The sequence below is a fragment of the Spirillospora sp. NPDC052269 genome (assembly GCF_040679435.1).
Taxonomy (GTDB): Bacteria; Actinomycetota; Actinomycetes; order Streptosporangiales; family Streptosporangiaceae; genus Spirillospora.
The window spans coordinates 180,203-195,060 of sequence record NZ_JBFAUU010000008.1; the positions used below are offsets into that span (position 1 = coordinate 180,203).

The 14,858-nt window shown below is 72.3% G+C and carries 12 protein-coding genes; 1 reads left to right on the plus strand and 11 read right to left on the minus strand.

Annotated elements, in window-relative coordinates; translation table 11 throughout:
- Positions 1-25 precede the first annotated feature (25 nt).
- The 11 genes from AB0L06_RS19070 to AB0L06_RS19120 all read right to left on the minus strand — a co-directional run bounded on the left by AB0L06_RS19070 (position 26) and on the right by AB0L06_RS19120 (position 13,622).
- The gene (locus AB0L06_RS19070) at positions 26-565 is read right to left on the minus strand and encodes an FHA domain-containing protein (protein ID WP_500232345.1); all 540 of its coding nucleotides are present in this window, start codon (positions 563-565) and stop codon (positions 26-28) included.
- 135 nt (positions 566-700) lie between these two features.
- Positions 701-1,726, minus strand: coding sequence for an N-acetylglucosamine kinase (locus AB0L06_RS19075; protein ID WP_500232346.1), 1,026 nt, complete (start codon positions 1,724-1,726; stop codon positions 701-703).
- On the minus strand, positions 1,723-2,997 hold the full coding sequence (locus AB0L06_RS19080) for a family 4 glycosyl hydrolase (protein WP_500232347.1): 1,275 nt from the start codon (positions 2,995-2,997) through the stop codon (positions 1,723-1,725). Before AB0L06_RS19080 ends, AB0L06_RS19075 begins: the two co-directional genes overlap by 4 nt.
- Complete coding sequence (locus tag AB0L06_RS19085) at positions 2,994-3,887, minus strand: carbohydrate ABC transporter permease (RefSeq protein ID WP_500232348.1); 894 nt, start codon at positions 3,885-3,887, stop codon at positions 2,994-2,996. Before AB0L06_RS19085 ends, AB0L06_RS19080 begins: the two co-directional genes overlap by 4 nt.
- Positions 3,884-4,846: a carbohydrate ABC transporter permease gene (locus tag AB0L06_RS19090; protein WP_500232349.1), complete on the minus strand. Its 963-nt coding sequence runs from the start codon at positions 4,844-4,846 to the stop codon at positions 3,884-3,886. Before AB0L06_RS19090 ends, AB0L06_RS19085 begins: the two co-directional genes overlap by 4 nt.
- Positions 4,847-4,849: 3 nt before the next feature.
- A complete protein-coding gene (locus tag AB0L06_RS19095) occupies positions 4,850-6,187 on the minus strand; it encodes an ABC transporter substrate-binding protein (RefSeq protein ID WP_500232350.1) in 1,338 nt (445 codons plus the stop codon).
- A 155-nt stretch (positions 6,188-6,342) separates the two neighbouring features.
- Positions 6,343-7,827, minus strand: a complete 1,485-nt coding sequence (locus AB0L06_RS19100; protein ID WP_500232351.1) for an ROK family transcriptional regulator — start codon at positions 7,825-7,827, stop codon at positions 6,343-6,345.
- A 344-nt stretch (positions 7,828-8,171) separates the two neighbouring features.
- Positions 8,172-9,446, minus strand: coding sequence for an acyl-CoA dehydrogenase family protein (locus AB0L06_RS19105; RefSeq protein ID WP_500232352.1), 1,275 nt, complete (start codon positions 9,444-9,446; stop codon positions 8,172-8,174).
- A gap of 183 nt (positions 9,447-9,629) precedes the next feature.
- Entirely contained in the window at positions 9,630-10,913 is a 1,284-nt protein-coding gene (locus tag AB0L06_RS19110; protein WP_500232353.1) for a family 8 glycosyl hydrolase, read from the minus strand.
- Positions 10,914-11,242: 329 nt separating this feature from the next.
- A complete protein-coding gene (locus tag AB0L06_RS19115) occupies positions 11,243-12,049 on the minus strand; it encodes a class I SAM-dependent methyltransferase (RefSeq protein WP_500232354.1) in 807 nt (268 codons plus the stop codon).
- 145 nt (positions 12,050-12,194) lie between these two features.
- The gene (locus AB0L06_RS19120) at positions 12,195-13,622 is read right to left on the minus strand and encodes a KamA family radical SAM protein (protein WP_500232355.1); all 1,428 of its coding nucleotides are present in this window, start codon (positions 13,620-13,622) and stop codon (positions 12,195-12,197) included.
- Between the two features lie 142 nt (positions 13,623-13,764).
- Between AB0L06_RS19120 and kdd the strand changes: the two genes are divergently transcribed.
- The gene (gene kdd / locus AB0L06_RS19125) at positions 13,765-14,856 is read left to right on the plus strand and encodes an L-erythro-3,5-diaminohexanoate dehydrogenase (protein ID WP_500232356.1); all 1,092 of its coding nucleotides are present in this window, start codon (positions 13,765-13,767) and stop codon (positions 14,854-14,856) included.
- Positions 14,857-14,858 lie beyond the last annotated feature (2 nt).

Sequence of the window (14,858 nt, forward strand, 5' to 3'; positions counted from 1 at the left end):
CGGCGCGGTTCGTCCCGGCGGCGGGTCAGGGGATGGCGACGATGAAGTTGAGGTTGCCGAACCCGATCTCGTCGCCGGGACGGACGCGGGCGGGCCCGGTCAGGCGCCATCCGTTGACCCGGGTGCCGTTCATCGAGCCGAGGTCGGAGACCATCCAGCTCTCCCCGGCGCGGTACAGCTCGGCGTGGAACCGGGACACCGTCAGGTCGGTCAGGACGAACTGGCAGCCCGGCGCGCGGCCGATGACGATGCGGCTCAGGCCGCCGTCGGGGAGGGTGAAGCGCGGCAGCCGGGGCGCCCGCCAGGCCGCCTCGATCCGCGCGGTCACCTGCGACACGGTGGAGACCAGGCCGGTGATGCGGCCGACCACGCGGCTGGTGGGCGGCAGGTCGCGCACGGCGTCGTCCAACTCGGCCCGGCTGCGGGCCTGGAGGACCTGCTCGACGCGGCGCTCGAAGGTGTCCTGGGACATCCGTCCCTCGGCGAGCCGCTCGCCGAGCGCGCGCAGGACCTGGTCGCGGTCCGTGTCCGACGCCCGCACCGGAAACGAGGGCTGACCGTCCATGGCTGTGAGTATCCAGGTCCTTCTCTCGACTGTCCAGAAGCGGGCGGGGCGCCCCCGTCAGGTCCCCGGCACCCCCCGCGCCGCCTCTGGTGAGGATTGTGACGCCACCGGACGGCACGGGGTTCGGACCCTTGATCAACTTTCTTCGGGAACGTGGGAGTACGGCGGCGGGGGGCGTTCGGCGCACGCCGTCCGGAGCCGCTCCCGCGCCCCGTCCGGCGCATCCGGCCCGGGGGCGTCGGCGGCGAGCTCGGACAGGGCGAGCAGGCCCGCGCCGAGGACGGGCGGGGCGTCCGCGACGACCAGCTCGGCGTGCGGGGCGGCCTCGGCGAAGCGGCGCTCGACGCCCGCCATGAGCGGCGGGCGCCGGGCGCTGAGGACGCCGCCGCCGAGCACCACCTCGGCCGGACGGTCCAGCAGGCCGAGACGGCGCAGCGCGACCGTGCCGAGCACCGCCACCTCCTCGGCCTGCCGTTCCACCACCGACAGCGCGACGGGGTCGCCGGCCTCCGCGACGTCCATCAGCACCGGGGCGAGGGACAGGATCCGGTCGCGGTGGATGTCGCCGACGTGCACCGCGACGCCCACGTCCTGGGCGGTCGCGGCGCCGAAGTGCGCGGCGACGGCGGCGCTGAGGGCGGTGCCGGGGCCGCGCCCGTCCTCGGCGCGGACGGCGTGCCAGAGCGCGGCCTCGCCGAGCGACCCGCCGCCGCCCCAGTCACCGGTGTGCGCGCCGAGCGACGGGAACCGGGTGCTCGTCCCGTCCGGGGCGACCCCGGCGCAGTTGATGCCCGCGCCGCACACGACGGCCACGCCCCAGCCGCGCCGCGCCCCCGTGTGGAGCAGCGCGAAGGTGTCGTTGCCGACCCTGACGCGGTCGGTCCAGCCGCGGGCGCGCAGGGCCTTGACGAGGGCGCGCTCCTCGTCGGGCAGGTCCACGTTGGCCATGTACGCCGACACGAGCGCGACCGGGGGACCGGACGCGTCGGTCAGCGCCCGGCCCACGAGGGCGGCGACGCCGTCGACGGCGCGCTCGAAACCGCTCTCGTGAGGCCGGTAGCCGGGGCCGCGGACGGCGGCGAGGACGGTGCCGGCCGTGTCGGCGACCAGCACGTCGGTCTTGCTGTTGCCGCCGTCCACCGCGACGAAGACGCGGCTCACCGCGCCGCCCAGGGCAGGTGGGCGCGGTTGGCGGCGACCAGGTCGGACGCGAGCCGGTCGGCCGGGCCGTCCTGCCCGACGAGCGGGTGGGCGAGCAGGGCCGTGCGGACGCGTTCGACACCGCCGTGCAGGGCGGCGTCCAGCGCGAGCTCCTCGTAGGCCGACACGTGCGCGACGAGCCCGGCGTAGAGGGGGGGAAGCGGCGGGACGGGCAGCGGCAGCGGCCCCTTGGAGGTGATCCGCGCCGGGACCTCGATCACGGCGTGGTCGGGCAGGAACGGGAGCGTTCCGTTGTTGCGGACGTTGGCGACCTGCACGGCCGGAACGTCGGCGGTCCCGGGCGTGCCGAGCAGCGCGGCGAGCAGGTGGACGGCGGCCTCAGAGTAGAACGCGCCGCCGCGCTCGGACAGCTGCGGCGGCCGGGTGTCGTTGGCCGGGTCGGCGTACAGCTCGAGCAGTTCGCGCTCGACCGCCGCGACCTGCTCGGCGCGCGGCGTCGCCATGCGCTGCCGGTCCACGATCCGGTCGTGCTCGTAGTAGTAGCTGAGGTAGTAGGACGGCAGGGCGCGCAGGTGGTGCAGCAGGTCGCCCGGCAGGTTGGAGATGTCGGCCAGCGCGGGCAGGTGCTCGTCGAGCAGCTCGGGGAGGCGGTCGGCGCCGTCCACGAGCACGGAGCGCACCCAGGTGAGGTGGTTGAGTCCGGCGTGCCCGAGCTCGACGCGGTTCGGCGGGACGTCCAGGAGCGCCGCGAGCCGCCGCTGGACGTGGATCGCGACGTTGCACAGCCCGACCGCGCGGTGCCCGGCGTCGAGCAGGGCGCGCGTGACGATCCCGACCGGGTTGGTGAAGTCCACGATCCAGGCGTCCGGGGCGTGCTCGGCGATGGTCGCGGCCAGGTCGAGGACGACCGGGACGGTCCGCAGCGCCTTGGCGAGCCCGCCCGCGCCGGTCGTCTCCTGCCCGACGCAGCCACAGGTGAGGGGGAGCGTCTCGTCCACCCGGCGGGCGGCCTGCCCCCCGATCCGCAGCTGGATCACGACCGCGTCCGCGCCCGCGACCCCGGCGGCGGTGTCGGCGGTGGTGACGACGCGGGCGGGGTGCCCGGCGCGGGCCAGCATCCGCCGGGACATCGCGCCGACCGGGACGAGGCGCTCCTCGTCCGGGTCGACCAGGACCAGTTCGGTGACCGGGAGCGCCGCGCGCAGCCGCGCCAGCCCGTCCACCAGCTCGGGGGTGTAGGTGGACCCGCCCCCGACGACCGTCAGTTTCAACCCTTCACTCCCGTCAAGGTCACGCCCTGCACGAACACCCGCTGGGCGAGGAAGAACACGATGAGGACCGGCAGGATCGTCAGCAGCGTCGCCGCCATCGTCAGGTTCCACTCCACGTGGTGCGCGGCGCGGAACGAGGCGACGCCGACCGCCAGCGTCCAGTGGTCCGGGTTGGCGTACACCAGCGGCCCGAAGTAGTCGTTCCAGCAGTAGAAGAACTGGAACAGCGCGACGGCGGCGATCGCGGGCCGCGCCATCGGCAGGACGACCCGCAGCATCGTCCGCAGCTCGCCGCAGCCGTCCACGCGGGCCGCGTCGGCGTACTCGCCCGGGATCGACACCAGGAACTGGCGCAGCAGGAAAATGGAGAACGCGTCGCCGAACAGGCCCGGCAGCATCAGCGGCCACAGCGTCCCGGTGAGGTGGAACCGCGACCACACGATGTACAGCGGCACCATCGTGACCTGCGGCGGCAGCATCATCGTCGCGATGACGACCACCAGCGCGGCCGACCGGCCCCGGAACCGGAACCGGGCGAGCGCGTAGGCGACCGGGATGCTGGACGCCAGCACGAACAGCGTCGACAGCCCCGCGTACATGACGCTGTTCAGCGTCCAGCGGACCATGTCGCCGGTGAACGCGCGGCGGAAGTTGTCCCAGTTCCAGGTGTGCGGCCAGAACGAGCTGCTGAGCGCCTGCTTGTCGGTCATCACGGCGGTGAGCAGCATGAACACCAGCGGCGCGAGGAACATGACGGCGAGCGCGATCGCCACCGAGTGGACGGCGATCCAGTACAGCGCCCGGCGGGCGCGGGTCCCGCGGGACGCCCGGTGGACGCGGCGCGGCGCCGCGGGACGCGTCCCGGCGGCGGGCGCGGTGGTGGCGGTCATCGGGCCTCCTCGCTGGCGAAGGCGCGGAACCGGCGCAGCAGGAACAGGGTGAACAGCATCCCGACGGCGAACATCACCAGGGCGAGCACGCACGCGTATCCCATGTTGAACTGCCGGAACCCCTCGTCGTAGAGCCACTGCGGGAAGGTCAGGGTGGACCCGTCGGGGTAGCCGGGCGCGAACTGCGTCCCGGCCTGGTCGGCCTGCCCGGACGCGACCTTCGCCGCGACCAGCGCCTGCGTGAAGTACTGCAGCGTCTGGATGACGCCCGTGACGGCGCAGAACGCCAGCACCGGCGAGATCGACGGCAGCGTCACGTACCGGAACCGCTGCCAGGCGTTCGCGCCGTCCAGCACGGCCGCCTCGTACAGCGAGCGCGGGACGTCCAGCAGCGCGGCCAGCAGCAGGATCATCAGGTCGCCGACCGCCCACAGCCCCATCAGCGTCAGGCCGGGCCGGGACCAGGACGGGTCGTTGAAGAAGTCCGGCAGCGAGAACCCCAGATGCCGGGTGAGCGCGGGGAACGGCCCGGTGCCGGGGTTGGTGACGAACACGAACGCGACCGTCGCCGACACCGGCGGGATCAGGTACGGCAGGTAGAACACCGACCGCAGGAGGCTCCCGCCGCGCTTGATCTGGGTGAGCAGCTGCGCGACCCCGAGGCCGAACAGCACCCGCAGCGGCACCATCACCACGACCAGCCACATCGTGTTCTTCATCGCGCGCCACGCGTCGACGTCGTGGACGAGGAACCGGTAGTTGGCGAACCCGACGTACTTCAGGGTGAACAGGTCGTACCGCGTGAAGGAGAAGTAGACGGTCGCGGCGAGCGGATAGCCGAAGAACAGCCCGAGGCCGACCAGCCAGGGCGACAGGAACGCCAGCACGCGCAGCCGGTTGCGGCGGCGTGCCCGCGTTCCCGCGCCCGCGGCGGCCCTCGGGGAGGTGAGGGCGGCCATGGATCAGCCGCCGTTCAGCTTGATCGCCTGGTCGACCCGGGTGTCGAGGTCCTTCAGTGATGCGTCCAGGTTCGTGACCCGGCCGGGCTCCCACTGGTCCTGGACGAACGCCTGGAACTTCACCACGTAGTCGTTGCCGTTCGGCGTCGGCGGAGTGGTGGAGCTGTTGGGGTTCTTGAACACGTCCAGGAAGGTCTGGAACTGCGGCGGCATCTTCAGCTCGGGTGAGGCGAGCGCGGGCAGCGTGCTCGGGACGTTCCCGAGGCCGTTGGCGAAGGTGACCAGCGCGTGCGTGTCGGTCGTCAGGTACCTCACGAACTCCCACGCGGCCTGCGGGTGCTTGGAGCCGCGCGGGATCCCGATCACGGTGCCGGTGATGAACCCGCCGCCGTACCGCGCGGTCTGGTCGTCCGGGACGGGCGCGGGCGCGGTGCCGTAGTCGACCTTGGGCGCCTCGTCCTGCATGAACTTGGTGCGCCACTCACCGTCGACGGCCATCGCGACCTTCCCCTGCTCGAAGGGGTTGGACGTCTCGAACTCCTGCCCGAGCGACTTCAGGAACTTCTTGACGTTGGCGTAGCCGTACCAGTCGATCAGGCTCTTGTTCCACTGCAGGTACGCCTTGACGGCCGGGTCGGCGGCGAAGTCCGCCTTGCCGTCGGGGGTGAGCCACTTGGCGCCGAACTCGGTCGCCAGGTGCTGCACCTGGTGCTCGTAGTACTGCGCGGACGGCATGAACCCCGCGACCCTGATCGTCCCGTCCGGGTTGCGGACGGTCAGCTTCTTGGCCAGCGCCGTCAGCTCGCCGATCGTCTTCGGCGGCTGGTTCCCCTTCATCAGGGCCTTGTTGTAGTAGAGGCCGTAGGCGTCGGCGAGCAGCGGCATCGCGCAGCGCCGCCCCTTGTACTGCGTGTACTCCCGGACGGCCTGCGGGAACTGGTTCAGGTCGACCTTGGACTTGGTGAGGTAGGGCGTCAGGTCCTGCCAGGCGCCCGACTGGCACCACGATCCGACCGAGTCGGTGGTGAACGACGACACGACGTCCGGCGGGTTCCCGCCGCGGATCGCGTTGGTGATGCGGTCGTCGGTCTGGTCCTTGACGAGCTTGACGGTGATGTTCGGATGCAGCTTGTGGAACCCGGCGACGGCGTCGTCGAACGCCTTCACCTCGTGGTCGGCCGACCAGCCGTGCCAGACCTCGATGGTCTGCTTGGCCTCCGCCTTCGGACCCGAGTCCGACCCGCCGGAGCTTCCGGCGGTGCAGGCGGAGGCGAGCAGCAGCCCGGATGCGGCGAGGGCCGCCGCGGACAGGCGCCGGGCGCGCCGGGGGGTGAGGAACACTCCTGATCTCCTTCGGAAAGGACGGCCGGACGGCCGTTGGGGGGTAGGAGGAGTGGCCCGGGCCGGAAGACCCGGGTCTCGGGTGTGCCGTGCGCTCGATGGGGGAGTGGTCTCGATGGGCAGCGGTCCGGATGCCCATCGGCCTCGGGGCGCGGTCAGGTGGCCGCGGCCCGGGTGCGGGAGAACACCTCCTCCCGGCATCCGCGCAGCGCCTGGTCCAGTGCCCCGGCCAGGACGACGTTCCCCGCCACCGCGCTCAGCCGCACCGGCGGACGGGGGATGGTCATGCTGTGCAGCTCCCGCTCGACCAGCGCGCGCAGCGCCTCGCCCCCCGCACGGGGCACCTCGCCGGTCAGCACGATCAGTTCGGGGTCGAGGATCCCGACCACGTTCGCCAGCGTCGCCGCCAGCCGCTCCGCCAACTCCCCGAGCGCCGCCAACGCCGCCTCCCCCCGCTCCACCTCGCCGCTCGCCCGACGGGCGTCCGAAGAACGCGCCCCCTCGGCACCCCGCGCCCCCGACCCGTCAGCCCCCCCGCCCCGCGCGCCGGGCGACTCGTGCGAGCTGGGCGCCCCTTGCGTGGCGGCCCCTTCCTGCGCGCTCGGAACGCCCTGCGCGCTCGGCATCCCCTGCGCGCTCGGCATCCCCTGCGCGTTCGGTACGCCCTGCGCGGTGGACGCCTCTTGCGGGGTGGACGTCCTTTGCGGGGCGGGGGAGGGAGGGGCTGCTTCGAGGGCCTGGGTGGCGCGGGTGAGGGCGGTGCGGACGTCGCGGCCCTGGAAGCCGTGGCGGCGCAGCAGCGCCAGGACGGCCCCGCTGCCGAGGCGGGTCTGGACGCCGCCGGTGTGGGCCAGCCGCGCGCCGCGCACGAGCGGCGCGCCGACGGCGGGCATGTAGCCGATCTCGCCCGCGCCGCCGGTCGCGCCCCGGTGCGGACGGCCGTCCAGGACGACGGCCATGCCGATGCCGTCGCCGACCCACAGCAGCGCGAAGTCGCGGACGTCGGCGGCCTGCCCGGACGTTATCTCGGCGAGCGCGCCGAGGTTGACGTCGTTCTCGATCTCCACCGGGACGCCGAGCCCGGCGGTGAGGTGCGCGGTGATGCCGGGGACGTGCCAGCCGGGCAGGTGGGCGGCGTAGCCGAGGCGTCCGGTCGCGGGGTTCACCGCGCCGGGGATCCCGACGACGACCCTGTTGAGCCGGTCGCGGGTGAGGCCCGCCGCGGCGGCCGCGCCGTCCACCGCCGCGGCGGCCCGAGCGGCGGCGTCGACGTTCGTGCGGCCCGGCGTCGCCAGCACGTGCTCGCCGACGACCGCCCCGGTGAGGTCGGCGACGGCGGCGATGATCCGGCGGGGCGTGACGTCCAGCCCGGCGACGTGGGCCGCGGACGGCACGATCCGGTACAGCTCGGCGGTGCGGCCTGGCGTGCCCTCGCGCACCCCGTCCCGCATGACCAGCCCGGCCTCCTCGAGCCGGGCGAGCAGCTGGGACGCGGTGGGCTTGGAGATCCCGGTCAGCCGGGACAGCTCGGGCCGGGACAGCGTCCCGTGGGCGAGCAGCGCCTCCAGCGCGGCGCGGTCGTTGATGGCGCGCAGCAGGCTCGGGGTGCCCGGCGTGGGCGCGGACGCGTCGGACGGCACGGTCGTCTCCCGGCTGCCTCAGAGTTAGGAAACTTTCCTAACGTGGCCCTGAAAGTAAGGACTCCTTCCGAACCCGTCAACCCCTCGTCACCGTTTCGTTGCCGGGAAGCCCGTCCCGCCTCGCGCCAGAGCCCGTCCCGCCCCACGCTCCGCTCCCGGCCCCACGCGCCGACCGCCCGCCACGGCTCCCAGGGCCCGTGAACGGCGAAGGGCCGCCCCGACGGGGACGGCCCTTCTCGAGCGGAGGCTCGTCGGCTGTGAGCCGTCCGAGGTCGAGGTCGACGTGGACAGGGACGGCCCTTCGCCGGCGGAGCCTCGGGGTCAGCGGACGGCGAGCCGGCCTGTCAGCGGGACAGGAGGTCGCGGGCTATGTGGGTCACCTGGATCTCGTCGGTGCCGGCGTAGATCTGGAAGGACTTGGCGTCGCGGGCGAGCTGCTCGACGCGGTACTCGCTCATGTAGCCGTTGCCGCCGAACAGTTGCACGGCCTCCTGGGTGACCTCGGCGGCGGCCTGCGCGGCGTACAGCTTCATCGCGGACGCCTCGGCGAGCGTCGGGGTGCGGCCCTTGCGCTGCATCTCGACGTGCCGGAACACCAGGTTCTGGACGTTCAGCCGGGCCACCTCCATCTTCGCCAGCTTCAGCTGGATCAGCTGGAAGTCGCCGATCGGCTTCCCCCACAGCTCGCGCTTCTTGGCGTAGTCGATCGACAGGCGCAGGCATTCCTCGATGACGCCGAGCGCCATCGCGGCGACGCCCGCCCGCTCGGTGACGAAGTTCTGCTTCGCCGACTCCTTGCCGCTCTGCGCGCCCGTCCCGCCGCCTCCGGTCAGGAGCCGGTCCTCACCGGCGCGGACGTCATTGAGGAACAACTCGCCGGTGGGGGAGGAGTGCAGGCCCATCTTGCGCAGCGGCTTGCTCTGCTCGAGTCCCGGCATGCCCCGGTCGAGGACGAAGGTGAGGATCTCGCGGTCGCGCGGGTCGCGGCCGTCGTCGAGCTTGCAGTAGAAGACGATCGTGTCGGCGTACGGGCCGTTGGTGATGAACGTCTTGGAGCCGTTGAGCAGGTAGCCGTCGCCGTCGCGGCGCGCGGTGGCCTGCATCCCGCCGAACGCGTCGGACCCGGAGTTCGGCTCGGTGATCGCCCACGCGCCGACCTTGTCCAGGGTGAGCAGGTCCAGGCCCCAGCGCCGCTTCTGCTCGACGCCGCCGCGCTTCATGATCGTGCCGGCGGCGAGGCCGAGGCTGACGCCCATGGCGGTGACCAGCCCCGGCGACACCTTGCACAGCTCGACGATCGGCAGGATGCTCAGCGACGCGTTCCCGCCCCCGCCGCTCACCCCGGACGCCTCGTCCGCATCGCCATCGGACGCGGCGGGACCATCGGCCGCGTCATCGGAAGCTGCCTGGGCGGCGGCGCGCTCCTCCTTCTCGATTCGCGCGTGGAAGGAGGAGCGCGCCATCTCGTCCATGCCGAAGGTCCGGAACAGGTCCCGGATGAGGTCGTAGGGCGGCAGGTCGCCGGCGTCCAGGGCGTCCATCTGGGGCCGGACCTTCTCATCGACCCACGAGCGCACCGCGTCGCGGATCATGACGTCCTCGTCGGACCAATCGATCATGCTTCGTCCCGCCTTCGTCGGACCGGTTCGTCCGGTCCATCCTGGCAGACGACGAAAGTAAGCGCTTATTGTGGTCGAGGCGGGCAGGGGTGCGCGCCGACCCGCCCCGACGGTCCTGCGGGGCCCCGGAGACCCGGCCGGTCCAGGCTCAGCCCGGCCTGGGACTCCGGCGGCCCGGGCGGGTCACGGCGTCCAGTAGTTCCCGGACACCACGATCATCGACTGGAGCTGCACGCTGGCGCCGAAGTACACCTTGGGGTCGACGGCCGTCCCGGCGAGCTTCTTCCAGAGCGCGTCCAGCCACTTCTGGGAGCCGGGGTCGGTGGCCGCGGTGACCGCGAACGGCGCGGTGAAGGCCATGTCGTGGCCCTTGTCGAACGCCGACCCGGACAGCTTGTACCCGGTGTAGACCTTGCCCGGGTCGCCGCCGGTCGCCGACTTGATCCAGGCGTTCATCTTCCGCGCCGCCGCGCGGGATGTGGCGTCCCCGCTGACGATGGCGTCGGTGCCGACGCGCCAGGGGTCGCGGCAGGCGTTCCAGTTGTAGTCGCCGTCGTGCGCGTCCTCCAGGACCTTGCCGGACGCGGGCTTGGCGGCGGTCCTGGTGTTGACGACGAAGTCGGGCAGCAGTCCGGTCTTGGCGGCGTACTTGGACTGCAGGTTCGTGATGACCTTCTGGTGGGCCGTCCGGACGGTGTCCCAGGACGCGTCGCCGGTCGCCTTCCGGAACGCCCGGAAGTGGTCGACCATCCAGTCGGACGAGCGGCTCATCCAGTAGTGCGACTCGCTGGAGTCACTCCAGTCGCCGAGCAGCAGCAGATGCGTCGTGGGGTTGGTCTCGCTCTTCTTGATGGCGTTGATGTGCCTCACGGCGAGCCGCTTGTAGTCGTACGTCCCGCCGCTGCCCCACTGGCGGTCGGCGAGCAGCAGCCCGTAAGCGACGTCGAGGTCGCCGTCGGTGGCCGAGTCCGAGCCGTCCACACTCTTGCAGGTGGAGTTCTGCTCGGCCGCGAGCAGGTCGCGGTTGTTCGCCGACGGGTGCGCCAGCGCGTACTCGACCAGCCCGTCGAAGATCTTCTTGGCGTCCAGGTCGGCGCCCGCCATCAGCGCGGTGATCACCATGCCATAGCCCTGCGCCTCGGCGACGTAGGGGTGGTCGGCGTCGGGGGAGTAGACCTGGTACCAGCCGTTGCCGCACTTGCTGTGGAGGAAGTCCTTCTTCCACTGCTTGTACACATTGACCACGGCGTCGCCCGCCGTCTTCTGGGAGCCCGACGGCCGGAGCGTCCCGGCCGCGTACTTGAAGGTGTGCGACCCGAAGGGCCGGGCGGGCGCGCCCGCCGCCTTCACCTCGTCGGCGGAGACCGGGCGGGCGCCGGACGCCTGTCCCGAGCATCCCGCCAGACCCGCGACGGCCGCGCAGACCGCCGCGCCCGCCACCGTTCCGCGTGCGCTTCGCCGAAGCACGCGCCACCTCACCTTCGTCGTGCCGAAGCCGGGTCGCGGACTGCTCTCGACCCGTCCTCGGCGGGGTCCGGAACCGCCTATGAAAGTTAGGAAGGTTTCCTAACTCCAGGCAGGCAACCATCGGGATCATCGTCCGTCAAGGCCTAAAACCGGGCCGGACGCCGCCGTCTCCGGCTCACCTCGGCATACGCCGGGAAATCGGTCGGCGACGCAGCGTCGATAGTTGATCTACAGCGTAAAGGCGTCCGCCCGGGACCCCTCAGACGTCCGACGACCCCGGCAAGGCGTCCGCCGATGCCGCCACGGGACGAACGTGATGGTGACCTTCTTCAGAAGGTGAACCGGTAGTCCACCAAGGACTTCCGCAGCGCGGGCACGGTGTGCAGGAAGTCGTAGATCAGCCGGTAGCGGCGCAGGGGGATCAGGGCGCGGTGCTCGGTGATGGGCACCTGCCCGGCGAGGTGGAGGCGGGGGTTCAGTCGCTCGACGTCGCGTCCGTCCCGCACCGACCACTGGAACAGCTTGTTCCCCCAGACGGCCCAGGGCGCCAGCCCGTCGAAGAGGAGCTCGCCGTCGGGGAAGTGGTCGGTGAGCCGGCGCAGCAGGCGCCGCACTTCGGCGGCGGTCAGGTACGGGAACAGCCCTTCGGCGATGATCAGGACGGGGCGGTCCGCGGGGACCTGCTCGAGCCAGCCGTCATCGGTGACCGACGCGCCGATCAGCCGGTACCGTCCCCGTTCCGGATAGAGGCGGCGGCGCAGGTCGATGACCAGCGGGATGTCGAGGTCGAACCAGCGCAGATCACCCCGCGGGTCGAGGCGGAGCATCCGGCTGTCGAGGCCGCAGCCCAGCTGCAGGACGGTGGCGTCGGGGTGGCGGGCGAGGAAGTCGGCGCACCAGTCGTCGAGCTGCCGCGCCCGGAGCGCGACCAGGAACTGGTTCGCGGTGGGGTGGAGGCGGCGCTTCAGTTTCGCGAAGTCGTACTCGATGCGCTCGACGGCCTCGGCCGCGTAGTGGTCGCCGAGGATGGGCCGGGGGAGACGGTTCTCCCAGGCGCGCAGGTAGAGGGTGCCGAGGAGTGTCCAGGCCACCTTTTCTTCGGCGAGGGCGCCGAAGTCGACCTTGCCCGAGTCCATGGCCCGCTCCGTCCCGTCGCCGCCGCTCCGTTCCTGTGCGTACCCCTCCACCGCGCCGCTTAATGATCTACAGCGTAAAGGCGCGCGGCCGGGTCATGCACCGGCCGTCCGCCCTCGAGGAGCGGACGGCCGGGAGCGTGGCGGGTCAGGCGTGCTCGGCGGCGGCCTGACCGCTCTCCATGTCCTTCGCCTCCTTCTCGGCGACGTCGCGCCACCAGGCGCGGCCGGACTCGGGCAGGGTGTAGATCGGGTCGTAGTACTCGTAGCGGCGGTTGAGCGCCTCGGGGTCGGTGAGCTCGATGCCGGTGCGGTAGTTCTTCGTCCAGTAGGAGATGCCGCGGTCGCGGTCGTACTCGGCGAGCTGGTGGACCCAGCGCTTGCCGACGTAGGGGACGTCGCAGACGATGCGCGGGGTGGCGAAGCCGGGCAGGTAGCCCATGATCGCGTGCTGCAGCTTCTGCGCCTCCCAGACCGCGAGCCGCCAGTGCTCGGAGCCCGGGATCATGTCGCACATGTAGAAGTAGTAGGGCATGATCCCGGCCTCGTCGAGCAGCGAGAACGACAGGTCGAGCAGGGCCTCGGGCGAGTCGTTGACGCCGCGCAGCAGGACGCCCTGGTTGCGGACGTCGCGGATGCCGGTGTCGAGCATGGCGCGGGCGGCGCGGGCGACCAGCGGCGTGACCGAGTTGGCGGCGTTGACGTGGGTGTGGATGGCGATCTGGACGCCGCGCTGGTTGGCCTTGGTGGCGAGGCGCTCCATGCCGGCGCGGATCTCGTCCTGGAGCCAGTGCTGCGGCAGGCCCATGAGGGCCTTGGTGGCGAGCCGGATGTCGCGGATGTTGTCGATGTCGAGGAGCGCGTCGACGAAGGACTCCAGGCGCGGCCAGGGCAGGTTGGCGACGTCGCCGCCGGACACCACGACGTCGCGGACGCCGGGGCTGCGGCGCAGGTAGTCGAGCATGGCGGCGTGCCGGTCCACGGGTTTGATCGTGAAGCGGGCCTTGTCGACGACGGGTGTGGAGTTGCCGACCAGGTCCATGCGGGTGCAGTGGCCGCAGTACTGCGGGCAGGTGGACAGCAGTTCGGCGAGGACCTTGGTCGGGTAGCGGTGGGTGAGGCCCTCCACCGCCCACATCTCGGCCTCGTGCAGCGAGTCGCGGGTGGCGTAGGGGTGGGACGCCCAGTCGGTGCGGCGGTCGGAGAAGACCGGGACCATGTACTGGCGCACGGGGTCGGCGTAGAACGCCTCGGTGGACGAGGTGTCCATGGTGTTGAGCATCTGCGGCGGGAGCAGCATCGACATGGTGGCGCGCTCGCGCTGGTCGCGCTCGAGGTCGGTGTAGAACGCCTCGTCGAGCAGGTCGCCCATGACGGCGCGGAGCTGGCGGACGTTCTTGACGCAGTGGGCGCGCTGCCACTGGGCGGACTCCCAGTCGGCGGTGGTGACGTCGCGCCATCCGGGGAACCGCCGCCAGTCCGGTTCCGTCAGGGGCCTGCGCCGGTAGACGTAGGGCTGGCCGGCGGGTTCGGCCGGTGCGGGTCCGGCGGTGTCGGGACGCAGGGCGGTGGTCATCGTTGACCTTCTTCCTCGCGATGCAGCGATGTGATCGCGTGAAAGTCTTGTATAAGTACGGCGATACGGGAAGACTTCCGCGTGAAGTAGTGATACCCCGGATATCTTTCGGGACTCATCCGGGCTGGGCGGGAGGTGGCGAGTGCGGGACACCGGGACCGGTGCATCGTCCGAGATCACAGGTGGTGCGGGGGCGTCCGAGACGGCGCCTGAGGGTGCCGCCGGGCGGGCCGTGGGGCTGCACCGGGTGCTGGATCCGCCGGGGGTGCTGCCGCAGGCCGCGCACCGGCTGGACGCCGATCCGGTGATCGGGCCGGACGAGGTGCGGATCGCGGTGGAGCGGCTGAACCTGGACGCGGCGTCCTTCCGGCAGTTGCGGACGGCGCACGGCGGGGACGGCGCGGCCGTCCGGGCCGAGGTCCTGCGGATCGTGGGCGAGCGCGGCAAGATGCACAATCCGGTGACCGGGTCGGGCGGGATGCTGGTCGGGACGGTCGCGGAGGTCGGACCGGAGTCGCCCCTCGGGCTGAAGCCCGGTGACCGGGTCGCGACGCTGGTGTCGCTGACGCTGACGCCGCTGGAGATCACCGACGGGCTGGCCGGCTGGGACGGGATGAGCGAGCAGGTCCCGGCGGAGGGCCACGCGATCCTGTTCGCGCGGTCGATCGCGGCGGTGCTGCCGGACGATCTTCCCGTTCCGCTGGCGCTGGCGGTGATGGACGTGTGCGGTGCGCCCGCGCTGACGCACCGGGTGGTGGCGGGCCGTCCGGTGCCGCCGATGGTGGCGGTGCTGGGCGCGGCGGGCAAGAGCGGTTCGCTGGCGCTGGCGGCGGCGCGCCGGGCGGGCGCGGTCGAGACGGTCGGGCTGGTGCCGACCGAGGAGGAGGAGCGGCGGCTGGTCGCGTCCGGCCTCGCCGACCGCGTGGTGCGGGCGGACGCGCGTGACCCGGTGGCGGTCGCGGAGGCGCTGGGCGCTCCGGTGGACGTGACCGTGGTGTGCGTGGACGTGCCGGGCTGCGAGCACGGCGCGGTGCTGGGGACGGCCCCGGGCGGGACGGTCGTGTTCTTCTCGATGGCGACGTCGTTCCCGGCGGCGGCGCTGGGCGCGGAGGGCCTGGCCGCGGACGTCACGATGCTGATCGGCAACGGGTATGTGCCGGGTCATGCGGAGATGGCGCTGGAGCTGCTGCGGTCCGAGCCGGGCGTGCGCGCCCTGTTCGAGGGCCGTCTCTAGGG

Coding starts and splice junctions, on each gene's coding strand:
- AB0L06_RS19070 (WP_500232345.1), bottom strand. CDS start 565: ATGGACGGTCAGCCCTCGTTTCCGGTGCGGGCGTCGGACACGGACCGC.
- AB0L06_RS19085 (WP_500232348.1), bottom strand. CDS start 3,887: ATGACCGCCACCACCGCGCCCGCCGCCGGGACGCGTCCCGCGGCGCCG.
- AB0L06_RS19090 (WP_500232349.1), bottom strand. CDS start 4,846: ATGGCCGCCCTCACCTCCCCGAGGGCCGCCGCGGGCGCGGGAACGCGG.
- AB0L06_RS19105 (WP_500232352.1), bottom strand. CDS start 9,446: ATGATCGATTGGTCCGACGAGGACGTCATGATCCGCGACGCGGTGCGC.
- AB0L06_RS19115 (WP_500232354.1), bottom strand. CDS start 12,049: ATGGACTCGGGCAAGGTCGACTTCGGCGCCCTCGCCGAAGAAAAGGTG.
- AB0L06_RS19120 (WP_500232355.1), bottom strand. CDS start 13,622: ATGACCACCGCCCTGCGTCCCGACACCGCCGGACCCGCACCGGCCGAA.